At 37.9% G+C, this 26,402-nt stretch carries 21 protein-coding genes; 1 reads left to right on the top strand and 20 read right to left on the bottom strand.

Annotated elements, in window-relative coordinates:
- Window positions 1-62: 62 nt before the first annotated feature.
- The 6 genes from IGI87_RS00105 to IGI87_RS00080 form a co-directional block, all read right to left on the bottom strand.
- The gene (locus tag IGI87_RS00105) at window positions 63-440 is read right to left on the bottom strand and encodes a DUF956 family protein (protein WP_002356033.1); all 378 of its coding nucleotides are present in this window, start codon (window positions 438-440) and stop codon (window positions 63-65) included.
- A gap of 161 nt (window positions 441-601) precedes the next feature.
- Complete coding sequence (locus IGI87_RS00100; RefSeq protein WP_113795122.1) at window positions 602-1,513, bottom strand: PTS system mannose/fructose/sorbose family transporter subunit IID; 912 nt, start codon at window positions 1,511-1,513, stop codon at window positions 602-604.
- A 22-nt stretch (window positions 1,514-1,535) separates the two neighbouring features.
- A complete protein-coding gene (locus IGI87_RS00095) occupies window positions 1,536-2,339 on the bottom strand; it encodes a PTS mannose/fructose/sorbose transporter subunit IIC (protein ID WP_002356031.1) in 804 nt (267 codons plus the stop codon).
- Between the two features lie 34 nt (window positions 2,340-2,373).
- A complete protein-coding gene (locus tag IGI87_RS00090) occupies window positions 2,374-3,366 on the bottom strand; it encodes a mannose/fructose/sorbose PTS transporter subunit IIB (RefSeq protein ID WP_104853923.1) in 993 nt (330 codons plus the stop codon).
- Window positions 3,367-3,600: 234 nt separating this feature from the next.
- Entirely contained in the window at window positions 3,601-4,113 is a 513-nt protein-coding gene (locus IGI87_RS00085) for a mannose/fructose/sorbose PTS transporter subunit IIB (protein ID WP_002385473.1), read from the bottom strand.
- Between the two features lie 202 nt (window positions 4,114-4,315).
- Entirely contained in the window at window positions 4,316-7,201 is a 2,886-nt protein-coding gene (locus IGI87_RS00080) for a sigma 54-interacting transcriptional regulator (RefSeq protein WP_438735975.1), read from the bottom strand.
- A 253-nt stretch (window positions 7,202-7,454) separates the two neighbouring features.
- On the opposite strand from IGI87_RS00080, the gene IGI87_RS00075 reads away from it, so the two are divergent.
- Window positions 7,455-9,086 carry an ABC-F family ATP-binding cassette domain-containing protein gene (locus IGI87_RS00075; RefSeq protein ID WP_002359215.1) on the top strand — a complete coding sequence of 544 codons (1,632 nt, stop codon included), beginning with the start codon at window positions 7,455-7,457 and terminating at the stop codon, window positions 9,084-9,086.
- 39 nt (window positions 9,087-9,125) lie between these two features.
- Here IGI87_RS00075 and IGI87_RS00070 read toward each other — a convergent pair whose 3' ends face one another.
- The 14 genes from IGI87_RS00070 to dnaA all read right to left on the bottom strand — a co-directional run bounded on the left by IGI87_RS00070 (window position 9,126) and on the right by dnaA (window position 26,402).
- Complete coding sequence (locus tag IGI87_RS00070; RefSeq protein WP_438735974.1) at window positions 9,126-9,995, bottom strand: DegV family protein; 870 nt, start codon at window positions 9,993-9,995, stop codon at window positions 9,126-9,128.
- 124 nt (window positions 9,996-10,119) lie between these two features.
- Entirely contained in the window at window positions 10,120-11,412 is a 1,293-nt protein-coding gene (locus tag IGI87_RS00065; RefSeq protein WP_002359213.1) for an adenylosuccinate synthase, read from the bottom strand.
- A gap of 237 nt (window positions 11,413-11,649) precedes the next feature.
- A complete protein-coding gene (gene dnaB, locus IGI87_RS00060; protein ID WP_002381331.1) occupies window positions 11,650-13,017 on the bottom strand; it encodes a replicative DNA helicase in 1,368 nt (455 codons plus the stop codon).
- A 274-nt stretch (window positions 13,018-13,291) separates the two neighbouring features.
- Window positions 13,292-13,744 carry a 50S ribosomal protein L9 gene (gene rplI / locus IGI87_RS00055; protein WP_104853907.1) on the bottom strand — a complete coding sequence of 151 codons (453 nt, stop codon included), beginning with the start codon at window positions 13,742-13,744 and terminating at the stop codon, window positions 13,292-13,294.
- Window positions 13,745-13,749: 5 nt separating this feature from the next.
- Window positions 13,750-15,774 (bottom strand): DHH family phosphoesterase, encoded by a 2,025-nt coding sequence (locus IGI87_RS00050; RefSeq protein WP_317095773.1) that lies wholly within the window; start codon window positions 15,772-15,774, stop codon window positions 13,750-13,752.
- Window positions 15,775-15,930: 156 nt separating this feature from the next.
- Window positions 15,931-16,170, bottom strand: coding sequence for a 30S ribosomal protein S18 (rpsR, locus tag IGI87_RS00045; RefSeq protein ID WP_002356021.1), 240 nt, complete (start codon window positions 16,168-16,170; stop codon window positions 15,931-15,933).
- 25 nt (window positions 16,171-16,195) lie between these two features.
- The gene (gene ssb / locus IGI87_RS00040) at window positions 16,196-16,762 is read right to left on the bottom strand and encodes a single-stranded DNA-binding protein (RefSeq protein WP_002364599.1); all 567 of its coding nucleotides are present in this window, start codon (window positions 16,760-16,762) and stop codon (window positions 16,196-16,198) included.
- A 44-nt stretch (window positions 16,763-16,806) separates the two neighbouring features.
- A complete protein-coding gene (gene rpsF / locus IGI87_RS00035) occupies window positions 16,807-17,109 on the bottom strand; it encodes a 30S ribosomal protein S6 (protein ID WP_002356019.1) in 303 nt (100 codons plus the stop codon).
- 174 nt (window positions 17,110-17,283) lie between these two features.
- On the bottom strand, window positions 17,284-19,785 hold the full coding sequence (gyrA, locus tag IGI87_RS00030) for a DNA gyrase subunit A (RefSeq protein ID WP_438735973.1): 2,502 nt from the start codon (window positions 19,783-19,785) through the stop codon (window positions 17,284-17,286).
- A 55-nt stretch (window positions 19,786-19,840) separates the two neighbouring features.
- A complete protein-coding gene (gene gyrB, locus IGI87_RS00025; RefSeq protein ID WP_438735971.1) occupies window positions 19,841-21,790 on the bottom strand; it encodes a DNA topoisomerase (ATP-hydrolyzing) subunit B in 1,950 nt (649 codons plus the stop codon).
- Window positions 21,787-22,914, bottom strand: a complete 1,128-nt coding sequence (gene recF / locus IGI87_RS00020; protein WP_104853904.1) for a DNA replication/repair protein RecF — start codon at window positions 22,912-22,914, stop codon at window positions 21,787-21,789. The genes gyrB and recF overlap by 4 nt, the downstream gene beginning before the upstream one ends.
- Window positions 22,901-23,146: a S4 domain-containing protein YaaA gene (gene yaaA, locus IGI87_RS00015; protein ID WP_104853903.1), complete on the bottom strand. Its 246-nt coding sequence runs from the start codon at window positions 23,144-23,146 to the stop codon at window positions 22,901-22,903. The genes recF and yaaA overlap by 14 nt, the downstream gene beginning before the upstream one ends.
- Window positions 23,147-23,726: 580 nt before the next feature.
- Window positions 23,727-24,857, bottom strand: coding sequence for a DNA polymerase III subunit beta (gene dnaN, locus IGI87_RS00010; RefSeq protein WP_317095899.1), 1,131 nt, complete (start codon window positions 24,855-24,857; stop codon window positions 23,727-23,729).
- Window positions 24,858-25,058: 201 nt separating this feature from the next.
- Window positions 25,059-26,402 (bottom strand): chromosomal replication initiator protein DnaA, encoded by a 1,344-nt coding sequence (gene dnaA, locus IGI87_RS00005; protein ID WP_002356013.1) that lies wholly within the window; start codon window positions 26,400-26,402, stop codon window positions 25,059-25,061.

Here is a 26,402-nt window from a genome sequence, read left to right as displayed (position 1 = left end):
CGTTTTTCCACAAAAAAACCGCTACTTTTTCATCTAGTTTATAAAAAAGTAACAGTTATAAATTATTTTTTCTTTTTTCCGATTGAGAGGATCCCTCTTTTTATGACATCAAAGAAACTCAAAGATTGGACCATATGATCTGGGTCAACATATTCACGAATAGCTCGTAACACTCGCTTCGGCTCTTTTGAAGCAAACGTATACGTCCCATTTTTCTTGGTTTGAATCGCATAACGAGGAATCCATTTTCCTTTGAACATTACTGAAGCCAACACGTAATCGACTTCTTCCCACGGAATTTGGATAAACTTACGTGGATCTTTAGCATGGTAAAATTCAAACCCGCGGTCACCTATCATAATTTGTCCATAATCTGTTAATCCTGTAAATGCCGTCGCATCTATAACTAAATCAACTTTTGTGTTTAATGATTGTACCATGTTATCTGCTCCATTTCATTCGACTAATTCCTCTTTATTATACGTTTCTTTCCTGATCGAAACAAACAAAATTACATCTTTGTTTAAAAAAGCGGAAGAAAAGTTTCTCGACTTCTCTTCCGCTTTTTTTGATTAGAAGTAATGAACTTACTTCGTCATTATTATAATAAGCCGATTAAGTGGCCGACAACGCCGACTACGAATAAACCAAGAATGATAATGATTGGGCTAACTTTTTTCTTCAATAACCACATACATAAGAATGTAAGTAGTAATGGTGCTAGACCTGGAATCAATTGATCTAAGTTATCTTGTAAAGTAGTAACTTTCGTTGGTGAAAGCGCCAAGCCTTGGTTCACTTGTTCAAAGGCTTTATGCATTCCTTCACCGCCAGCAGGAAGTTTATCCCACTCGATATAAGCACCTTTGTCTAACTTAACTTGTGAGACAATTGGTAAGAACTTAATCGATACCCAACGTTGAACCAATGCGGCCAGTACGAACATCCCTAAAATAGAAGCACCTTTTGTAATATCTTGTAGTAAACCACCTGAAAGGTCATCAGTAATTTTAGAACCTGCTTTGTAACCAAACTCTTGTGTATACCACATGAATGACCAACGAATTAAGTTCCAAGCAACGAAGAATAAGATTGGGCCTAAGATGTTACCACCCATTGCTAAGGAAGCACCTAAAGCTCCTAACATTGGACGAACAGTAAACCAGAAAACTGGGTCACCGACACCGGCTAAAGGACCCATCATCCCAACTTTAACCCCTTGAATCGCTACGTCATCAACTGGTGCGCCATTGGCACGTTCTTCTTCCAAAGCTAATGTTACACCAAGAATTGGTGAGGCAATGTATGGGTGTGTATTAAAGAACTCTAAGTGACGTTTTAACGCCGCTGAACGTTCTTCTTTCGTTTTATATAATTTTTTGATTGCTGGAATCATTGAGAATGCCCAGCCGCCGTTTTGCATACGTTCATAGTTCCAAGAACCTTGGATAAATGTTGAACGCCAAGCTACAGCTAAACGATCTTTTTTAGTTAATTGAATTTTTTCTGCCATTTTCTTTGCTCCTCCTTCAGAATTAGTAGTCGTTTAAAATATCGCCTAATGGGTCGCCAGAGTTGCCTCCGCCATTTGAGTTAGAAGAACCGCCCATTTTAGATAAGTTCAAGTAAATAAGAGCTAAAGCGACACCTAAAGCACCTAATGCGATTAATGTTAATTGAGAAATCGCTGCGACTACGAAACCGATAATGAAGAATGGCCATACTTCTTTTGTTGCCATCATGTTGATTACTAATGCATAACCTACGGCAACGACCATACCACCACCGATAGCCATACCATCAGTTAACCAAGCTGGCATTGATTCTAAGAAATTACGAACAGTGTCAGCAGGAATGAATAGTAAAGCACCTGCTGGAATTGCAATCCGAATCCCTTGTAAACATACAGCGAAAATGTGTAACATTTCAACTTGTTTAATGTTGCCTTTTTCAGCAGCCGCGTCCATCATGTGAACGATTGGAACCGCAACTGTCCGAACGATCATTGTTAAGAATAAACCTGCAACCGCTAAAGGAACTGCGATGGCAATCGCTGAAGGAACACCTTTAACACCTTGGCCACCTAAAACTAAAATAATTGCTGAAGCAACAGATGCTAAAGCGGCATCCGGTGCAACGGCAGCCCCAATGTTCGCCCAACCTAACGCGATCATTTGTAAAGTACCACCTAAAACAATTCCGGCTTCTAAATTACCAGTAACTAATCCGATTAATGTACATGCTACTAACGGTTGGTGGAATTGGAACTCATCCAAAATCCCTTCCATACCAGCTAGAAAGGCAACGAGTAAAACTAAAATAATTGATATAACAGACATGATAAGCCTCCTATTTTGATTTGTATTTGGCGAGTTACGCGTTTGCTAACTCATTTTTTGCTTTTTTCAAAATTTCGTCCATATTCGCTTTTGAATCATTTGGCACTTTACGCACATCAAATTTGATGCCTTTGGCTTTTAATTCATCAAACGTATCAACGTCTTCTTGACCCATTGATAATACTTTGCTTACAACGACTTTCCCAACAGAGTGAGCCATTGAACCAACGTTTACTTCTGGAATTTCTACGCCGCCTTCAACCACTTTTAAGACGTCTTCAGGATTTTCAAATAATAATAATGCTTTTGTATTGCCAAAACGTGGATCTTTCGCTACTTCAATCATTTTACTGATTGGAACAACATTGGCTTTTACTCCTGGAGGAGCTGCCTGTTCGATTAATTTCTTACGTAAGTCGTCTTTTGCAACGGCATCAGAAACAACAATAATTCTGTTTGGTTGTGTTGCTTTTGTCCAAGCTGTTGCTACTTGACCATGTAATAAACGTGAATCAATACGTGCTAGCACAAATTTAATTTTGCCATCGCCAACAACTGTACCTGGTGGTAATGAACCTTTTGGCTGCGCATCTTCTGTCGCAGCAGCTTTTGGTGCTTCTGCTGGTTGTAACTCTTCTGGTTTAACTTTGACACCATCTTTTGCTGTTTCAAGAATGTGTGTCGCAATTTCTTGTGCTGATTCCATAGAGAAACGAGAAGCATATGCTTCAATAACCATTGGTAAGTTCATACCTGCAACGATTGCCCATTTGTCTTTATGATCTTCTAACAATGAGTTCGCTTGGTTAAATGGTGTTCCTCCCCATAGGTCAACTAAAAATAGTACTTCGTCTTGATTGTCAAACGATGCAATGGCTTCTTGCATTTTTGCTTTTACATCATCGGGACCTTCGCTAGGCATTAACGTAACTGCTTTTACATTTTCTTGTTCGCCAAAGATCATTGCACCAGATTGCAAGATCCCTTCAGCAAATTCACCGTGACTTGCTAGGATAATTCCTACCATTTTTATACCTCCTGTATAATTGATGTTTTTTTTCATGGTTGTACTGCTAAACGCTTTCACTTTTTGAAAAAAATCAGATAAATCAGATTCTGACAAAAATAAATGAAAAAATTTCAATAGTTCTTGATTTTTTTCAACATCAGCACTTGCCTTTATCAATACAGTTCATGAAGCAATGATGTTGGTCCTAGGCCACCACATCCTTTCAATGTCTTTCGTCTGTAAAAATTAACGTCAGCTGGCGTTATTTTCTTTGCTACGCTCTTTTTTCAGTAAATCCATCAAATTCACTTGGCTGTCTGCTGCGACTTTTCGAATTTCCAATTCAATACCTTGTTCATTTAAAAACAGAAATGCTTTTAAATCGTTGGCATCCACTGCGACTGCATTCGTAATCATTCGCTTGCCTGTACTGAAACTCATTCCGCCAATATTCACAGAAGTTAGTTGTACACCGCCTTCGACCACTCGTTTCACGTCCAAAGGATTAGTGAATAACAACATGGCTCGAAACGAATCAAAACGAGGATCAGGGTAAACATCAATCATTTTTTGAACAGTGATAACATTTACTTTGACACCAGGTGGAGCAGCTTGAACCAACAAGGCTTTTCTCAAATTGTCATGAGCAACGGAATCACTAACCACTAAAATACGATTAATGTTCGTCAATTTTGCCCAAACAGTTGCTACTTGGCCATGAATTAATCGATCATCAATTCGAGCTAAACGAATATCCATTACCATTGGGAATGCTCCTTTAAATTCATTTTTAAAGGTTAGGACCTTTGTCTTCTTACTTAAAAATGTTAAGTAAAAAGGGACACCTTATTATAAGCAAGTTTCGTGCCAACTTTAGTGTATCGTTCCAAAACCTAGAAAATTATAGGTTTTTTTAATAATTTTAAAAAAACAATACACTAATAAATAGTGTATTGTTTTTTCTGTATTAATCTAGTGTATCAATTTCGGTGATTTTATCTTCGATACACTGGGCATTTTTGACTAACTGTGCGATAAAATAAACTTCTTCTGCAGGAACAACCACATTAAGAGCTTCTTCCATAGTTTCAATTGAGGCCACAATCACTGGATAAATTGGCTCTTGAACCAATCGACCAAGTTCCTTTTCTGAAACCGTTAGTGTATCATTCCGTAAAATACGCTCCAACATGCCCGATGTGTGCATAATCAAATTGATGTAAAATGTGTACTCTTCTGGCATTGCTAATTGGGTTTGGATATTTTTAGCGAATGACCACAACAGATCAATGATTTTTTTTCCATTAATAAAAGTGAAACTTTGCTCCATATATTTGAGACAAATTTCTTTTGCTGCCGCTTCGTCCAACGGCTTATTCATCACTTCTTCTTTCCGCTCTGCTAGTAATTGCTGAATAATTTTTTCTGCTTCACCTGAAAAGAAATTTTCCATGGAAATATAAGGAACACCAATTTTGGGATTGGTAATCCCAGTTGTCGCAATAATTTCATAGTCTTCTTGAATTTTAGGCAAGACTTCTTTCATATTTACAATGGACAAAGGAATCACTTCTAAATGCCAGTCTATTTGTGGCAAGACAGCTTCCTCAATAAGCTCTTTCATTCGGCGCGCAGTTCCTTCTCCAGAAGCACAGATAGCAATAATTGCTCTTGTTTTCCAATTTTCAATGATTTGTTTCGTTTCACTTTGGCGAATATCGGCATAGCCATGAAAGTTTTTTAAGGACTCGTGAAGTGTTTCCAATTGTGTATCAATTAATGCGGTTTTGCGGGCCGCTTCAAGAACAATTGGCGTGGTCACCATGTCGACTGTCCGCACATCAATGCCTGTCTGGCGTACAATTTCTTCTGAAAACGTACTTAATGAACCCATGTCCACCAATAATAGTACGCCATTTTCTTCATTCACTTCGCCAACTGCTTCAACGATTTTACGCAAAGCTTCTTTCGGTGGCATATCTAAGGGCATATCCACAGCCTTCAAATTATCAACATTTAACAATTGAGAAACCACTTGTACCATACTGCTAGCGGTGCTATTTCCGTGCGCAGCCACGACAATGCCAATCCGGCCAGCCTCAGGATTTTCTCTTAAAGAAATGAGCAAAACAGCTAAATAGTAACTTTCAGATTCAGGAATCTCCATCTGATAACTACTTTCAATAATATTTTTAATTTCTTTCGCTGTTTCAAACTCTGTTGGATAATCTAAAACCATATTTCGAATACTTTCATTTAAAGGATGTTTAGGATCTTTGCCTAATTGGATGCGTTTCAAGAAAGAACTAATGTGTAAACTCATTGCATAAATAAAGTTGGGTTGAAACGAATACGATAACCGCTCCGCTGCAAAATTATAAATTTTCTTAGTGACATCAATAATTCGTTGGTCAACAATTTCAGCCAATTTATTTTCTGTATCAAAGGTGAACCCATAATCCTTGTAGAAAGATTTTAAATGAACATTGATATCCGTTGTAATAAAATTATTAATCAGTTCTTGGTCCAAGCCGTCTGCTTTTAAGAGCGCCGCTTTATCTCCAATAATCTCATATAGATTGTAAGGCAATTCATAGGCATCTGACTGAATAGCTACTAAAGATTCATTTGGTGATACCACTAATTGCGGTTCCAGATATTTCGATAACTCCGACAATACTTCTCGATTGCTGGCAAGTTGCATAATGCCTTCTTTAATATTGTCCGTCAATTCGTCCATCGTAATCATTAATTCCTCTTGTTCCATCTGGTTAAGGAATCCTCGCGCAGTCACAAGTTGCACATTCGATTTTAGCTGACCGACATTTCCATAAGAAACACTTCCAATTAACGCTTTGACCACATCTTCTGACAAAGAGATTCGCCGTTGAATCCGCGCTGCTTCCATTGAAACCATTACTTTTAGGAGGTCAATTTTTTCTTTGGCAGGACGGTCACTGAAGTTGGGTAATTGAATGATAATCGGAATGCGTCGCACAAAAGTATTCAATAAAGAAGAAGTGGGATTCTCCGTCGTAGCACAAATAATCCGAACATCCGCATGATGTGATTTCACTGTTTCACCTAAACGCGCGTACACGCCGTGATCCATAAAATAAAATATCATTTCTTGTCCTTCTGGTGGTAACCGATGTACTTCATCTAAAAACAGAATGCTGCCATCTGCTTCATCAATAATCCCTTCTTTCGCTTTCGTAGCGCCTGTGAAGGCCCCTTCTACATACCCAAATAAATGCGACATCAAAAGTTCTGGATTATGCGCATAGTCTGCACAGTTAAACACCACAAACTCTTTTTCTTTGGCCACAATTTGGTTCAGCTTCGCAAATTGAAACATGGCGTGAGCAAAATAAGTTTTCCCAGAACCTGTTGGTCCAGTAATTAAACAATTCAAGCCTTTTGGCGGATATAAAATCGCGGCTTTGGCTTGTTCAACCGGCGTTTTCATACTTCCAGCTGAACCGATAATTTTTTTGAAAATATCTTCAACTTCTGGGGTTTTACTTGTCGTGACTACTGGTTCAACCAATGGTTCGATAAAAGTTTTTGGGGAGTGGTCCATTGATTTTTCCCGATAACTTTTAACTGGCTTGGTTAATGGTCGATGCTGAAACGCCACCTGCGCGACATATTTTACTGGACGACCAGATAATTTTTTCAAGCGCCCTTCACGAACGAGTTGATTCAAATCTTTACTAGCATTGGTTCGCTGAATGTTTAAACGTTCTGAAATTTCTTGTGTCGTGACTCCCGCATCACTTGTTAAGGTCATTGGCGTTAAATTCTTCGTTTGCTCTTTAACATATTGATAGATTTTTTCAATCCGCTTCATTTTTGATGGCTCCTTTAATCGATACACTAATTAATTTACATGATACAGTGTATCATTAAAAAAATACACTAAAAACCCTTTCATGAAAAATATTACTGTTTCACATGAAACATTTTAAAAAAAGCGCCTTTTTTCTATAAAAAACCCTCCTTTTTATTCGTTTCTGTAAAAAGATTGAAACTCCTTGAAAAAAGGTTCTGTAGCCGATATAATGCAGAGAGGTTCAAGAATATATTAAAAGCGAGGAAAACAATTGATTACTGTTAATGATGTAAGTTTACAATTTCCAGATCGTAAACTTTTTGAAGAAGTGAATATTAAATTTACTCCTGGCAACTGTTACGGCTTAATCGGCGCAAACGGTGCAGGAAAATCAACGTTTCTTAAAATTTTATCAGGTGAGATTCAACCGACAACCGGCGTGGTTTCAATGGGTCCTAATGAGCGACTAGCAACGCTGAAACAAAATCATTTTGACTACGAAGACTACACTGTTTTAGAAACTGTAATTATGGGACATAAACGTCTTTACGAAGTAATGAAAGAAAAAGATGCTATCTATATGAAAGAAGATTTTTCAGATGAAGATGGGATTCGTGCCGCAGAACTAGAAGGTGAATTTGCTGAACTTGACGGTTGGGAAGCAGAACCTGAAGCAGCTGTTTTACTCCAAGGGCTAAACATTCCAGAAGAATTACATGATCAAAAAATGAGCGAATTAACAGCTGGTCAAAAAGTCAAAGTGTTACTGGCTCAATCTCTTTTTGGTAAACCAGATGTCTTACTATTAGACGAGCCGACAAATGGTTTAGACACCCGCTCAATCAATTGGTTAGAAGAATTTTTGATTAACTTTGAAAATACCGTTATCGTGGTTTCCCATGACCGTCATTTCCTAAATAAAGTCTGCACCCACATGGCAGATTTAGACTTTAGTAAAATCAAACTTTACGTTGGTAACTATGATTTCTGGTTGGAATCAAGTCAATTAGCAACAAAATTACAAGCACAATCTAATGCTAAAAAAGAAGAACAAATCAAAGAATTACAAGACTTTATCGCTCGTTTTAGCGCCAATGCCTCAAAATCAAAACAAGCAACGTCTCGTAAAAAAATGTTAGATAAAATTACCTTAGATGACATTCAACCTTCCTCTCGTCGTTATCCATTCGTTGGTTTTACACCAGAACGTGAAATCGGCAATGACTTATTACAAGTTGAAAATGTCTCTGTAACGATTGATGGCAAAAAAATCTTAGATAATATCTCGTTCAACTTAACAAAAGATGATAAAGTGGCATTCATCGCTGACTCAGATATTACAACGACTACGTTATTCAAAGTGATTATGGGCGAAATTACTCCCGATACAGGTTCTGTTCGTTGGGGTGTTACAACCAGCCAAGCTTATTTACCAAAAGACAACAGCAAAGACTTTGAAGAGCCATTAACCATTTTAGATTGGTTACGTCAATTTGCTGGTAAAGAAGAAGATGACAATACGTTCTTACGTAGTTTCTTAGGTCGGATGTTATTCTCTGGTGAAGAGGTACTAAAACCAGTCAATGTTCTTTCTGGAGGCGAAAAAGTGCGTGTCATGCTTTCAAAATTAATGCTTTCCAAAGCCAATGTCTTAGTTTTAGATGATCCAACGAACCACTTAGACTTAGAATCAATCACTGCGTTAAATGATGGTTTGATGGCTTTCACTGGTTCAATTCTTTTTGCTTCACATGACCACCAATTTATTCAAACATTAGCGAACCGAATTATTGCTGTTTCTGATAAAGGGGTCATTGACCGTGCAGAAACAACCTATGATGAATTCTTGGAAAACCCAGAAATTCAAAAACAAATGGACGTTTTATTCAGTTCAGATTATTAAAAAAATAGAGAAGTCATTAAAAAATGACTTCTCTATTTTTTATTTTCTTTTTTCACCAAAAGAAAACACAGCAATACAACCTATTCCAGTATGACTAGTAATGGTGGGTCCTAGAGGATAAATCAGTATCTCATTAACTTCTATTTCTTTTTCAATTAATTCTTTGACTTTTTCCGCGTCATCTTTCGTTCCCGCATATGCAATCAACAGTGTTTGTTTCATTGGCTCTACAATGCCTTGAATCGTTTCTTGCGCAATCTTTTGCAAGGACTTGTTTCGTCCACGAGTTTTACCAACGGATGCTAGTTTGCCTGCCGCATCCACGCGAATAATTGGTTTAATGTTCATTAAACCACCAAGTGCAGCCACTGTTTTAGAAATCCGTCCGCCACGTTCTAAATGCTTTAAATCATCTACTGTGACCCACGAATGAAGTTTCATTTTTTGCTCTTCAATATAGGCGACAACTTCTCCTAATGAATGGCCATCTGTTTGTAATCGAATGGCTTCTCGGACTAACATCCCTTGACCTAAGCTAGCTGCTTTTGTGTCAATAATATGAATTTCTACATTATCGTACTCTTCTTTTAACATCTCCACTGATTGCAACGCACTTTGATAAGAGCCACTTAGCCCAGATGAAAAAGCTAGATATACCACCGGTAGCCCTTGCTCCACAAAAGGACGGAAAAATTCATTGTAGCGTCCCACATTAACTTGGGACGTAGTGGGCATACTTCCATTTTTAATAGCCGTTAAGAAGTTCTGATAATCAAACGTTTCACCTAAATCATCGCGATATTCTTTCCCGTCAATTTGAATATTCATGCTAATAAAAGGTACTTGGTTTTCTTTTAAGTATGTATACGGCAAGTCACAACAAGAATCTGTCACTAATTGATAATTCACGGACAATTGCCCCCTTCATGTTTTCTTTTATTTTACCATAGTTTTTCATTTTTATATAAAATTAAAAAAGAACGTAAAGGCTGAATTGGCATAAGCCATCCTTTACGTTCCCTTAAAAATCTGCTTAAATTTGTGCCCAAACGCTTTCTAAAACGTTCGTTTGGTTACGGTCTGGACCTACAGAGAATGTTGAAATGCGCACACCAACTAATTCTGAAATCCGATGCACATAGTTACGAGCATTAGCTGGTAAATCGGCTAAAGTTTTGCAACCAGTGATATCTTCAGACCAACCTGGTAATTCTTCATAAACTGGTTTACAGCGGCTTAATTCTTTCAAGCTTGCTGGATAATGGTAAATTAATTCACCATCAAGTTCATAGGCTGTACAAATTTTCACCGTTTCTAAACCACTTAACACGTCAATCGAGTTTAATGACAAGTTTGTAATCCCTGATACACGTTTTGAATGACGCATAACTACTGAATCAAACCAACCGACACGACGCGGACGTCCTGTTGTTGTTCCGTATTCTTTACCGACACGACGAATGGTTTCTCCTGTTTCATCAAATAATTCTGTTGGGAATGGGCCGTCACCGACACGTGAAGTGTACGCTTTGCAGACACCAACCACTTTATTAATTTTTGATGGACCAACGCCACTACCGATAGTTACGCCACCAGCTACTGGATTAGAGGAAGTAACAAATGGATAGGTTCCTTGATCGATATCCAACATGACACCTTGTGCCCCTTCAAATAAAACTCGTTTTCCAGCATCTAATGCATCGTTTAAAATAACCGAAGTATCTGTAACATATTGTTTAATTTGTTGTCCGTATTCATAGTATTCTTCAAAAATATCATCAAATTCAATGGCTTCGCTATCAAACATTTTCACGAATTGACGATTTTTTTCTTCTAAGTTAATTTGCAAACGTTCCGCAAAAATTTCTTTATCCAATAAATCAGCGATACGGATTCCCACCCGTGCTGCTTTATCCATGTAGGCTGGGCCAATTCCTTTAATCGTTGTCCCAATTTTATTTTCACCTTTCGCATCTTCTTGCAATTGATCTAATTTAATATGATACGGCAAGATGACATGGGCCCGATCTGAAATACGTAAATTATCAGTGGCAACATTATTTTCTTTTAAATAAGCTAATTCTTTTACTAAAGATTTTGGATTCACAACTACGCCATTACCAATTACACTAATTTTTTCTTTATAGAAAATCCCTGAAGGAATTAAATGTAATTTATACGTTACGCCGTCGAATTTAATGGTATGTCCGGCGTTATCTCCGCCTTGGTAACGAGCGATCACTTCTGCGTTTTCACTTAGAAAGTCTGTAATTTTTCCTTTACCTTCGTCGCCCCATTGCGTTCCAACAACTACTACTGATGACATTCGAACACCTCGTTCATAATTTTTTTGTCCTGAATCATTGTACCAATAAAACCAGTCCCTTTCAAGGGTAAAAATCGAATATTGTTTCACAATCAAAAGCGTTTCTGTCGAAAATACGAACATTTTTAGTTGCGTTTTTGTAAAACAATAAAATATACGAATATTGTTCGTGTTTTACTCTCTGGTTTTAATCCCTTAGTCATTAAAAAAACGAACTCAAAAAATGAGTTCGTTTTTTTAAAATTCTGTCCTCGGCGAAAGCGAAGAAAATTTATTATATTCTTTAATGAAAAGTAATTCGACCGTTCCACGCGCACCACTACGGTTTTTCTCAATGATAACTTCTACAACATTGTCAACTTCTGGTGGCTCATGATCGCCGTCCTCTCCCTCACCACGATCATAGTAATCATCACGATAAAGAAAGGCAACGATATCGGCATCTTGCTCAATGGATCCTGATTCACGAATATCACTTAACACAGGACGTTTATCTTGACGTTGTTCCACGCCACGAGAAAGCTGGGACAAAGCGATAACCGGGACTTTTAATTCTTTCGCTAATTTTTTTAATTGACGTGAAATATCAGAAACCTCCTGTTGGCGGTTCTCTTTTCCAGTTCCTTCAATCAGTTGTAGGTAGTCGATCAAAATTAGCCCTAGGTTGCCTTTTTCTTGTGCTAATTTACGACATTTCGCACGAATTTCGGTAATTTTAATCCCTGGTGTGTCATCAATATAGATATTCGCACGGGACAAACTACCCATCGCAATAATTAAGTTTTGCCATTCTTCTTCAGATAATTGCCCTGTTCTTAAATGGCTGGCCTCAATGGATCCTTCTGCACAAAGCATCCGGTTCACTAATGATTCTGCCCCCATTTCTAAACTAAAAATAGCGACAGCTTTATCTGTTTTGGTGCCGACATTTTGGGCAATATTTAAAGCAAAAGCGGTTTTCCCTACCGCTGGACGGGCCGCTAAAATAATTAGCTCTTCCGCTTGCAAGCCGGCAGTCATTTTATCCAACGCTTGATAGCCTGTAGGTAAACCAGTAATCTCTTCATCATTTTGGTATAATTGGTCAATATTGGCAATAGTTGTATTTAGAACATCTGAAATTGATAAAAAGCCACTACGATTCCGCTTTTCGGAGACTTCTAAAATGCTTCGTTCTGCATCATCCAAAATAGATTCAACATCTTCACCTTGCTCAAAGCCTTTAGTTACAATCTCTGTAGCGGTTTGGATTAAGTTGCGCAGCAACGATTTTTGTTCAACAATTTTTGCATAATAAATGACATTGGCAGCTGTCGGTACAGCTAAAGCTAAATCTGACAGATAACTTAGTCCACCAACATCTTCTAACAAATTCTCTTGTTCTAGGCGATCTTTGATTGTTACCACATCAATCGCTTCATTTCGGTCGCTTAAGGTCATCATCGTTTGGAAAATCAACTGATGACTACGACGATAGAAATCTTTAGGTTCCACATATTCCATCGCTTCTATTAGCACATCTGCATCTAAGAAAATAGAACCTAAAACGGCTTGTTCCGCTTCAATATTTTGTGGCGGTACCCTATCTTGCAATAATTCATTCATTTTGTTCTCTCCCACGATGTCTTACTTTCTGGTTCATTTAGTCTATCCATTTTAACACAATTTCATTAAAAAAAGTACATTTTTTCTCTACTGATTTCTCTATCTTTAGTTCACTTTTTAAATTTTTAAAAATATATAAATAATTAAAATATAATTCTTTGATTAATTTAAAATGTTATATATTTTATTTTCGAACAACCGTAAAATAAATTTAATAATTAATTTAATATAAAAAAAGAAGCCGGAGGAATCGGCTTCTTTTTTATCGATTATATTATTCCGCTACGACATGAACCTTAATTTTCGCTGTAACTTCATGATGTAGTTTAACCGGCACGTTAGTGTAACCTAGAGAACGGATTGGGTTAGCTAATTCAATTTTGCGTTTATCCAATTTTACATTGTATTGTTTGTTTAAGGCTTCTGCAATTTGTTTTGAAGGAATTGAGCCAAATAAACGGCTGTCTTCCCCAGCTTTTGCCTTGATTTCTACAACAGTCTTTTCATCTTCTAAAAAGGCTTGCATTTCTTTTGCTTGTGCTAATATTTCTGCTTCATGTTTTTCTTGAGCTTTCTTTTGACCCGCTAACGCACTCATGCTTCCTTTGTTGGCTTCTTTTGCATAACCGTTTTTAATTAAAAAATTTTGGGCGTAACCAGTTGGCACTTCTTTTACGTCCCCTTTTTTTCCTTTTCCTTTAACATCTTGTAAAAAAATAACTTTCATTTCCTTCACTCCTGTTCATACATTTCATTAATATTTTGACGAATTACATCAAGTAGTTGCTCTTTTACTTCTGCTACTGTTACGTTTGATAATTGTACTGCCGCATTAGTAAAGTGACCGCCACCACCTAAATTTTCCATAATAATTTGAACATTAATTGAACCATTACTCCGAGCACTAATGCCAATCTGTTGATCCGTCCGCTTGGTAATGACAAATGCTGCATTAATCCCAGCCATAGAAAGTAATGTGTCCGCTGTTTTGGCAGCTGTCACACTATCATATTCTTTGTCTTCACTCCCTGCAACAACGACGGTATCTTTTGTGACATATTCGCTTTTAGAGATTAAATTGTTCATTTCAAGATAGCTTGTAAGATCAGAACTTAATAGATATTGTACTAAAGATGAGTCTGCTCCACAAGTTCGTAAATAACTAGCCACATCAAATGTTCGCGCCGTTGTTCGTGTATTGAAACTTTTCGTATCAACCACAATACCCGCCAACATCATGGTTGCTTCAAAGGCCTGCAGTTTGTTTGCGCTATTACTTTGGTATTCGATCAATTCTGTGACTAATTCTGAAGCAGAAGAGGCAGAGGATTCAATATAAGAAAGCAAGGGTTTTGCTGGAAATTCGTCTCCTCGTCGATGGTGATCGATGATTACTACTTTATCAAAACGCTCATAGAGCTCTTTTGAGATCGATAGAGACGGTTTATGGTAATCTACCATAACTAATAAGCTACTTTCTTTCTTGCGCTTCATGGCCTCTTTAGGACTAATAATGCACTCTTCTAATTCTGGGTACTCTTTAATCGCCTCTAGCACTCTTTTGACATCGGGAATGATTTCATTTTCATCTAAAACAATCCATGCTTTTCGATTATTAAACGAAGCTAAACGAGCAACCCCAAATGCTGAACCTAACGCATCCATATCTGGATAACGATGACCCATAATGTAGATGTCAGCGGATTCCGCAATAATTCCTTTAATTGCCATGCTCATTGCGCGAGAACGCACTTGAGAACGTTTAGTCGTTACTGCCGTTTTTCCACCAAAAAATAACGGCTTCGCTTCATCTTTGGCTTCTTTTACAACCACTTGATCGCCGCCACGAACTAAAGCTGTATCTAGGTTCGTTTGAGCCGTGGTCCCGGTTTGATCTAATGTTGCCCCCCCATAAGCAATCCCCATACTTAACGTAATGGCTACTTCATGGTTAGCTGATTCCTTACGGATAGTATCCAAAATAGAAAATTTTTCGTCCATCATTTTTTGAATATCTTCCCATTGAGCAATGAAAAAATAACGTTCTGCGTTGATCCGCTTATAAAAAACTTTGTATTGGTCCATCCAATCAGAAACCATCGTCGTAATGAAACTATTCAAATAAGAAATTTCTTTCTCGTCCATTGTATCGGTGACATCATCATAATTATCGACAGACACAATGCCAATAGCCGTTTGCATTTCGACTTTTTCTTGATACAAATTACTTTCTTTAGTGATATCTTCAAAAGTAATTGTATGTTGTTCTTTATTGACGCTAAAGCGATAGGTATTTTCGTCAATCGTAAAGATATCTTGGTTTCGTTCTGCTAATTCTAAATAAGACGTAACTTGGCTAGCGGTTAACGTTAGCTGATTGTCTTTATTAAAAATAGAAGCAGCATAAGGATTAAGCCATTCTACCGCACGTGTTTCCCCGTTATACGTAATAATCCCCACAGGTACTTCATTTACAACATAATCCAACGATTGTTCAGCAATGGAACTTGCTTCTTGAATCTTTTCTACATTCGTAATTTCTACATCTCTAATCAACAGCCGAATAACCACTAAAAGAAAGATATCTAATGCGATAATCACCGCTAATAGCAGCCATTTATTTGTTAGTAAGAAATAGAGGAGAAATTCTACTATGAGAAGCCCCACAACAATTAAGAAACCGTTTTTTTGAATTCTCTTCTTTTGCATTTTTTTGCCTCCAATCTTTCTGCAGACCTTTGAGGCGACTTGTTCCAACGAGCATATTGCTCTGGTGATTCACTAGTTATTTCATCCTTTATTTTATCACAAAACACTTCATTCTGCGAACCTTGTTATGTTTCACGTGAAACACTAGTCAAGATAAAAAAGAACCAAAGAGCAAGCTCTTTGGTTCTGGAAATTGTCATAAAATTATTGTTCGTCACTAACGAATGGTAATAATCCCATGATACGTGCGCGTTTAATAGCAATCGTTAATTTACGTTGGTTTTTAGCGCCAGTACCTGTAACACGACGTGGTAAAATTTTGCCACGTTCTGAAATGAATCGTTTTAACAATTCAGTATCTTTATAATCGATGTATTCGATGTGGTTTGCTGCGATGTAGTCGACTTTACGACGTTTACGTCCGCCTCTTCTTTGTTGTGCCATTCTTGTTCCCTCCTATCAAATTCGTTTAGAATGGTAAATCATCATCTGAAATGTCGATAGATGAACCTGAGCCACCAAATGGATCAGAATCTTTATCGAAATCAGGCATACCGTTATTGTTTTGCGACTGAGAAGATGATGGATTGAAACTATTGTTGTTGTTATTAAATCCAGAACCGGCATTGTTATTACCAAAGCTACGATTTTGTGATTGATAACCATTTTCGTTGTTATTAAAGCTACCGCCGCCAGTTCCTCTTTGCTCTGAAGCAGAACGAGATTCTAACAATTGGAAGTTTTCACAAACCACTTCAGTTACGTAGACACGTTGACCTTGTTGGTTCTCGTAATTACGAGTTTGAATTCTTCCGACAACACCTAATAATGTACCTTTACGGGCATAATTAGCCATTGTTTCTGCGGGTTTACGCCAAATCACACAGTTGATAAAGTCTGCTTCACGGTCACCATTTTGATTCGTAAAGTTACGGTTTACAGCAAGTGTAAAGGTCGCAACAGCTGAACCACTAGCGGTGTAACGTAAGTCAGGATCTTTTGTCAATCTTCCGACTAATACAACGTTATTAATCATTCAAAACATCTCCTTTCGTCAATAAATGTTTCATGTGAAACAAATTATGCTTCTACCTTCACGATCATATGACGGATAATATCGTCATTGATTTTTGCTAAACGATCAAACTCGTTGATTGCGCCAGCTGTTGATGGAGAAGTAACGTTAACGATATGATAGATGCCTTCACGGAATCCGTTCATTTCATATGCTAAGCGGCGTTTTTCCCAATCTTTAGATTCGATAACTTCTGCTCCGTTATCTTTTAAGATTGTGTCGAAACGTTCTACTAAAGCAGTTTTTGCTTCTTCATCAATGTTCGGACGAATAATGTACATGATTTCGTACTTCGTATCTTGACTCATTGATTTTCACCTCCCTATGGACTTCAAGGCTCTTAGTTGGCTAAGAGCAAGGAGAACATACCTAAAAAGGTAGTTCACAATCTCTAATTATATGCTAATTGATGGACAAAAGCAAGAAATAGTTTTGAAAAGCCCCAATAAAAAAGTTTCGCCAACTGGCGAAACTTTTTTATGTTATTCTTCTGTTTCTGATGTTGTTTCGTTTTCTGTTGTTTCTACAACTTCAACGATTTCTTCTTCCACTTCTTCTGGTTCTACAACAGCCATTGTTACCACTTTGGCACCATCTTCCATTCTCATTAAACGAACCCCTAATGTTGCGCGTCCTGTTTGAGAAACAGAATCAACGTTAAAGCGGATAATGACACCTTTGTTCGTGATTAATAAGATATCTTCATCACCGTTGACCGTGGTTAAACCAGCTAATGGACCATTTTTCTCAGTGATATTTGCCGTCTTAATCCCTTTACCGCCACGTCCTTTAACCGGATATTCAGAAGCTTTTGTACGCTTACCGTAACCATTTTCAGTAATGACTAGGACTTCTTTGTTTTCATCCAGAATCGCTGCGCCGACCACATAATCATTTTCGCGGAGACGGATTCCACGAACACCTGATGCTGTCCGGCCCATATCACGTACAGTAGTTTCATCAAATGTGACAGAATATCCTGCATGTGTTCCGATAATCATCTTCTGATTGCCATTAGTCGTTACCACGTTAACTAACTCATCATCTTCTTTTAAGCTAATGGCGATTAATCCATTACTGCGGATATTAGAAAAGGCTGTTACGGCTGTCCGTTTGACGGTTCCTTTTAAGGTTGTGAAGAACAAGTATTTACCTGCTTCCGCTTTGCCCTCAACAGAAATAATCGCTTGAATTTTTTCTGCAGAATCAATTCCCAGTAAGTTAATCACTGGAATCCCTTTCGCTGTTCTACCGTATTCAGGGATTTCGTAACCTTTTGCTCGGTAAACTTTCCCAGTGTTCGTAAAGAATAATAACGTGTCGTGTGTTGAACAAGAAACTAGGTTTTTCACGAAATCATCATCATGAACGCCCATGCCTTGGACACCACGTCCACCGCGGCGTTGCGCCCGGAATTCGGAGTTTGCCATCCGCTTAATGTAGCCGTTATTGGTTAACGTAATCACGACTTCTTCTTCTTCGATTAGATCTTCATCTTCAAGACTTAGGACTTCACCTACTAATAATTCTGTGCGTCGTGCATCACCAAATTTTGTGCGAACGTCATTCAACTCTGTTTTAATGATTTCAATGACGCGTTCTGGGCGGGCTAAAATGTCCTCTAAGTCCGCAATGAATTTCAATAGCTCTTGATATTCATTCTCAATTTTGTCGCGTTCTAAGCCTGTTAAACGGCGTAAACGCATATCTAAAATCGCTTGCGCTTGACGATCTGAAAATTCAAAGCGTTCAATTAACGTTGCTTTTGCTTCGTCATCTGATTGTGACCCACGGATAATGGCAATGATTTCATCGATATGATCTAAGGCAATTCGTAGACCTTCTAAAATATGCGCCCGTGCTTCTGCTTTGTTTTTGTCAAAAATCGTCCGGCGAGTAATGACTTCTTTTTGGTGCTCGATGTAATTTTCTAAAATACGTTTCAAACTTAAAATTTTCGGTACGCCTTTTTCGATGGCTAACATGTTAAAACCAAAAGATGTTTGTAAGGCAGTCATTTTGTATAAGTTGTTTAACACAACAGAGGCACTCACATCTCGACGAACATCGATGACGATCCGCATGCCTTCACGAGAAGATTCATCCCGCAAATCAGTAATTCCTTCAATTCGTTTATCTCTGTGTAATTCAGAAATTCGTTCGATTAATTTGGCTTTATTCACCATATAAGGCAATTCAGTTACTAAAATACGTTCTTTTCCATTCGGCATTTCAGTCAATTCAACTTTTGCACGAACAGTAATCGAACCTTTCCCTGTTTCATATGCTCGGCGAATCCCTGATTTCCCCATCACTAAACCGCCTGTTGGAAAGTCTGGTCCAGGTAACACTTCCATCAATTCATTCGTCGTTACATCAGGATTGTCCATCAATAAACTTGTTGCATCAATCACTTCACTTAAATTGTGTGGCGGGATATTTGTTGCCATCCCCACCGCAATCCCCGTTGTTCCGTTAACTAGTAAGTTTGGAAAACGAGCAGGTAAAACTACTGGTTCTTGTTCTGAATCATCATAGTTTCCTTGGAAATCGACTGTATTTTTGTTAATATCTCGTAGCATTTCTAAAGCAATTTTACTCATACGTGCTTCGGTATAACGCATAGCGGCAGCGCCGTCACCATCGACAGAACCAAAGTTTCCGTGGCCGTCTACTAACATCGCCCGATAACTAAAAGGTTGTGCCATCCGCACCATGGATTCGTAAATTGCACTGTCCCCATGGGGATGATATTTACCCATAACATCCCCAACAATCCGGGCTGATTTTTTATGTGGTTTATCGGGAGTTACCCCTAATTCGTTCATTCCATATAAGATTCGGCGATGAACAGGTTTTAAACCGTCACGAACGTCAGGTAACGCGCGGGCTACGATAACACTCATTGCGTAGTCAATGAAAGATTCTTTCATTTCGCTGGTCAGATTGACGTCTTGAATGTTTTCTTTAATTTCTTCACTCATGAATTTTTTCCCCTCTAAATATATGTTCTAGCGTCTCTTACAACGTTGCGACACATTAAATATCCAAGTTTTTCACGTAATGGGCATTTTCTTCGATAAACGCACGCCGTGGTTCCACACGATCGCCCATTAGCATTTCAAAAATTTGGTCGGCTTCAATGGCATCATCGACACTCACTCGCGCCATTAATCGTTTTTCTGGGTCCATTGTTGTTTCCCAAAGTTGGTGATCATCCATTTCACCCAAACCTTTGTAACGTTGAACACTAGGTTTTGGTGAAGCAGGTAATTCTTCTAACACTTTTGCTAGTTCTTCTTCAGCATGTTTGCCCGGTTGAACATAGGTGATGTTTTTCCCTTGTTTCACACCATATAGTGGTGGTTGGGCAATATACACATAACCAGCTTCAACAATTGGACGCATGAAGCGATAGAATAAGGTTAATAACAATGTTCGAATATGCGCACCATCGACATCGGCATCGGTCATAATCACTAGTTTATGATAACGTGCTTTAGAAACATCGAAATCTTCGCCGAAGCCTGTTCCCATCGCTGTAAATAATGACCGAATTTCTTCATTGGCCAAAATTTTATCCATGCTGGCTTTCTCAACATTCAAGATTTTCCCACGAATTGGTAAAATGGCTTGAAATTCACGGCTACGTCCTTGTTTTGCTGAACCGCCGGCCGAGTCTCCTTCGACGATAAATAATTCGCATTTTTCCGGATCTTTACTTGAGCAATCAGCCAGCTTCCCTGGCAAGTTGCTAATTTCTAAAGCGCCTTTACGACGGGTTACTTCACGGGCCCGTTTTGCTGCTAAACGAGCTTTAGAGGCCAACATCCCTTTTTCGACAATTTGTTTGCCGACTGTTGGGTTTTCCATCAAGAATTTTGTAAAGTATTCTGAGAATAGACGATCCGTAACGGTCCGTACTTCTGAGTTTCCTAGTTTCGTTTTGGTTTGTCCTTCAAACTGAGGATCTGGGTGTTTGATGGAAACCACTGCGGTTAAGCCTTCACGAACATCTTCCCCAGTTAATTTTTCATCGTTTTCTTTCATCAATTTTTGTTTACGTGCATAATCATTAATCACACGTGTTAAAGAAGTTTTAAAACCAGATTCATGCGTTCCGCCTTCATAGGTATGAATATTGTTGGCAAAACTTAAGATATTTGAGTGATAGCCGTCTGTATACTGCATTGACACTTCCACTGTAATATCTTGTTGCTCTCCTTCAATGAAGATTGGCTCTGGAAAAATAACGTCTTTGTTGGCATTTAAATGCTCAACATAACTCTTAATCCCGCCTTCATAGTGATACTCTTTTTTTTCTTCTTGTCCTTCACGTCGGTCTTCAATTGAAATGTGTAAGCCTCGATTTAAAAAGGCTAATTCACGCACCCGTGTTGCTAATTTATCAAAATCATAAACGGTTGTTTCTGTAAAAATTTCAGGATCTGGAATAAAGTGAACAGTGGTGCCATGACGATCCGTTTCTTCGATAACTTTTAGGTCATCAACAACCGCACCACGACGATATTCTTGGTAATACACTTTGCCATCTTTATAAACACGAACATCTAAACTGGTCGATAAAGCATTAACAACAGAGGAACCAACACCGTGCAAGCCCCCTGATACTTTATAGCCGCCACCGCCAAATTTCCCGCCGGCATGTAGCACTGTAAAAACTGTTTCAACAGCTGGGCGGCCTGTTTTGGCTTGAATCCCGACTGGAATTCCACGACCATCATCGATAACAGTAATACTATCGTCTGGTTCGATAATTACTTGAATTGATTTAGCAAATCCTGCTAAGGCTTCGTCAATAGAGTTGTCAACGATTTCCCATACTAAGTGGTGTAACCCTTCGCCACTAGTAGAACCTATGTACATACCAGGACGTTTCCGGACAGCTTCTAAGCCCTCCAAAACTTGAATCTGACTAGCGTCATATTCTTGCGCACGTTCTCTCATGTTTTTTTCTTCTTCTGTCATGTCGCTGAATTCCTTTCTATCTTGCCTTGTTGAACATAAAAAATATCTGGTTCAACTGTTAGCTTGTCTTTTATGTGATCTAAACTAGTTGTCGTTAAGAACGTTTGAACTTTACCTTCAATCGTTTCTAATAAGTGAATTTGACGTTCATTATCTAATTCACTCATGACATCATCTAGTAATAACACAGGATATTCTCCTGTTTCTGAATGCATCAAATCAATCTCTGCCAATTTAATACTTAAAGCTGTCGTTCGCTGTTGACCTTGTGAGCCATACGTTTGAACATTTTGACCATTGACAATAAATAGCAAATCGTCACGATGAGGGCCTAAAAAAGTATTCGCTTTAAACAATTCACGTTTACGATTGTTCATTAATTGTTGGAGCAATTGATTTTGAAGTGCTTCTAAGGAAAGATCCGTGTTGTCAATTGGGATGCTTGATGCGTAGTCAATGGTGAGCGTTTCGCGTCCATGACTAATTTTTTGATGGAGTAAGTTTGCCCAGTGCTCTAATTTTTTAAGAAAACCTAACCGAGCGTATAGAACTTTCCCGCCAAATTCAGCTAGCTGCTCTGTCAAAATATCTAGATAAACAGCATCTGTCTGTTTCTTTTCAGCTAGTTGTTTTAGGTATTGGTTCCGTTGTTTTAAAACAGACTGATATTGGACAAGATCATAAAGATAAATAGGACTCACTTGTCCGAGTTCCATGTCAATAAATTTCCGGCGGACTTGGGGTGAGCCTTTCACCAAAGATAAATCTTCTGGAGCAAATAAAATAACATTCAGTTGCCCAATGTACGCACTGAGCCTTTTTTGCTCAATGTGGTTAACCTTGGTTTTACGTCCTTTGTTGGAAATTAAAATTTCCAATGGTACGGTGCCTGTCTTTTTTTCAACCACACCGCTAATTTTAGCTGCTGCTTGTTCCCAGCCAATTAATTCTTTTTCATTGCTGGTTCGATGACTTCGTGTCATTGCTAGAACATAAATGCTTTCTAACAAGTTGGTTTTTCCTTGGGCGTTTTCGCCTAAAAAAAGATTTAACGTTTTTGGAAAATCTAAGCTGACTGTTTCATAATTACGATAATGCTGAAGTGTCAGCTCATTCAGCCGCATCGTCGGACTCGTTTCCGTTTTTCACCATAAAAAAAGTACCTTCTTCAGGTAGCTCAATCATCATGCCCGCATAAAGTTTCCGTCCGCGACGATTTTCCAACTCGCCATCAACAAACACGCTATTGTCTGCCAAATACCATTTGGCTTGGCCGCCACTACCAATGACGTTGATTTCTTTAAGAAACTGACCAAGCGTTATATACTCAGTTGCTAAAACAAACGTTTTTTTCAATGTGCATCCCTCTTTTTTCTAATACGTTCTCATATATATTATACCCTTTTTCATAAGAGAAAACAAATTTATCTGTCTAATTTTCATTCTAAGCAATTTTAATTCTAAATGACCGAAAATATTATTAGGATAAAAAAACTCTTAAAAAGCATTTTAAAACGGAAATTGATATTTTCTTGAGAAAAAAGGGGCCTGATTTTGCAAAAATGACGAGTATCATTTAACTAAAAAAACAATTAGGGGTAACTCAAAGACAAAAGAAGAGGGCGCGTAATGAAGAAAAGTAGCTTGTAGAGGTCTGAGCGTCGTTTTAAGCAATGCTAACTTCTTCCGCTAGGAAATATTCATAAAAAAATGAACAGCCCTTAAACGAAAAATTAGAGGGCTTTTTTCTTTATCCACGAAAAAAAAGGCAGAATTTATTCCTCTTACTATAGTTCAAGCATTCACAATCTTATTAGCGTAAAAGCTATTTCGTTTTTAAAAAGCTTATCTAACAGCATTTATCGGCTTTTAATAGACGACAAAAAAGAACCTTCAGAAATCGTGGTGATTTTCCGAAGGTCTGTTTTAAGTATGATTAATTTGTACGAACAGGTGTAATTAGTTGAATGAAATCTAGTTCTGTTTCGGTTGGCTCCAATGTAAACGGACGAATTGGAGAAAGGAATTTCACGGTAATATTCATATCGCCAAACGCGCGCAACGCATCTTTCATATAATCTGGGTTGAAAGAAATATCCAACGCTTCACCAGAAACATTTTCATAGTTTAAAGCTTCTTCGACTTTTCCAATTTCTGGTGAATTTCCATATAAAACAACAGAATCTGGTGAAATTGAAAGGCGAACAATATTGTTACGTCCTTCATGAGAAAGTAAAGAGGCACGTTCGATTGCTGAAAGCAATTCTGGTACGTAAAATTCAATTTGCGTGTTATGGCTGGTTGGAATTAAACGATTGGTATCAGGATAATTTCCTTCTAACAAACGAGAATAGAAGTACATTGTCTCTGTTTTAAATAGCACTTGGTTTTCCATGATGCTGATTTCAACCATTTCTTCTTCATTGGTTAATGAACGAGAAAGTTCAGTTAAACTTTTTCCTGGAATTACAATGTTAAAATCTTCTACTGCTTGTTCTGTCGGGATCACACGTTGACTTAAACGATGTGAATCTGTCGCAACAGCAAGTAATTTTTGATTTTCTAAAATAAAGTGGACCCCAGTTAAAATTGGACGACTTTCGTGCATCGATACAGCAAAACCTGTTTCACTAATAATTTTTGTCAATAAATGAACAGGTAATTTCATTTGGTTTTGAGTATCAATTACTGGTAAGTGCGGATAATTGTCAGCATCTAATCCATTGACCGTAAAATCAGCTTTTCCTGAAGTAATTGCAACTTGATTGTTATCTAGAACTTCCATTGTGAACATATCTTCTGGTAATTTACGAATAATTTCGCCAAAGAAACGAGATTGTAAAACGATGCTACCTGTGCGTTCAATGGTCATTTGAGCTTTTTCATCGTCTTTACTTAAAAAACTTTCAATTGAAATATCCGCGTTACTCCCAGTAAGTGATAAGCCATCTTCTGTTAACACAATTTTAACACCCGTTAAGATTGGAATCGTTGTTTTAGAAGAAATTGCTCGTTGAACAGTTTGTAATTCTTGTAAAAAGACACTTCGTTTGACCGTTAATTTCATAATGTAAACTCCTTTTTAAGTATTTTCAATACGTTCTAATTTTGTACGCCACTGTTTTGTATATTATATATAAATAAATAATAAAAGTAATAGGGCATGTTGATTCTGTGGAAAAGTCAAAAAAGCATTGGTTTTACTAAGTTATCCACTTGTGTATAAGTTGTGGATAACTTTGTTCTTTTTTGTTTAGTTTTCCACATCCTAAGAGTTCAATAAATTTTTAATTTCACTGACTTCTTTTTGAATCGCTGGATCTTTTTCCAATAATTGCTGAATTTTTTCGTGCGCATGAATCACCGTTGTATGATCTTTACCGCCAAATTCGGCACCAATTTTTGGCAAGGAATTGTCGGTCATTTCTCTAGCAAGATACATTGAGATTTGACGAGGAACCACAATTGTTTTCACCCGTTTTTTCCCTTTTAAATCTTTAAGAGGCACATGGTAATATTTGGATACTTCTTCTTGAATTTGTAGGATGGATAATTGATTTTTACTACCAACTGATTTTAGAGATTTCAAGGCGTCCGCCGCTAAACTAGTGGTAATATCTTCTCCATTAATGGTTGCAAAGGCTTGAACGCGGACCAAAGCCCCCTCTAATTCACGGATGTTGGAATCGATTTGACCAGCGATATAACTTAGTGTATCATCTGGAATTTCTAAACGCTCGGCATCTGCTTTTTTGCGCAAAATTGCAATCCGTGTTTCTAAATCAGGTGGGGTGATATCGACAGACAAACCCCAAGCAAAGCGAGAAACTAATCGTTCAGGTAATTTTGGAATATCATTCGGTGGGCGATCACTTGTTAAAACAATTTGTTTGTTTTCATTGTAAAGATCGTTGAAGGTATGGAAAAATTCTTCCAATGTCGCTTCTTTTTCCGCCAAAAATTGAATATCATCGACTAATAATAAGTCAACATTGCGATATTCCTTCCGAAATTGTTCTGACGTTTTTGTTTGAATAGAGTTGATAAATTCATTCGTAAACGTTTCGCTACTAACATATTTGACTTTGGCATCTGGTTGATTCACTAACATTTGATGACCAATGGCATGCATCAAATGGGTTTTCCCTAACCCTACACCACCATAGAAGAAGAGGGGATTGTAAATCGAACCAGGATCCTCGGCAACAACAAGCGCTGCAGCGTGAGCCATCTGATTTCCTTTACCAATAACGAAGGTGTCAAAAGTGTACTTAGGATTAAGCATCGCTTTTTTACTTTGTTCACTAAAAACAACTTCTTCTTCGGCAGGTTCTTCGAGTTCTTGTGCCAGTGCTGCGTCTTTTTCATCGGCAACAACAAAATGGGGCATCACTTCTGCACCGGTTAATTTAAATCCAGTTTCGACAATTTTTGCCGAAAGATTTTTTTCCCAGTAATCACGATGAACCGCAGAAGGGACTTCTAGCCACAATTGATTGTTGTCTAATTTCAAAGGGCGTGTGGTTTTAATCCAAGCATCAAAACTTGGCGCCGACAAAATCGCTTGATAGGCTTCTTCAAGGCTATGCCAAAAACTTTCCACGTCGGGCAT

Origin of the sequence: Enterococcus sp. DIV1444a (genome assembly GCF_051712125.1) — a bacterium.
GTDB classification, from domain to species: domain Bacteria; phylum Bacillota; class Bacilli; order Lactobacillales; family Enterococcaceae; genus Enterococcus; species Enterococcus faecalis.
Note: the sequence above shows the minus strand (reverse complement) of the source record. Positions and strands in the feature narration are given on the sequence as shown.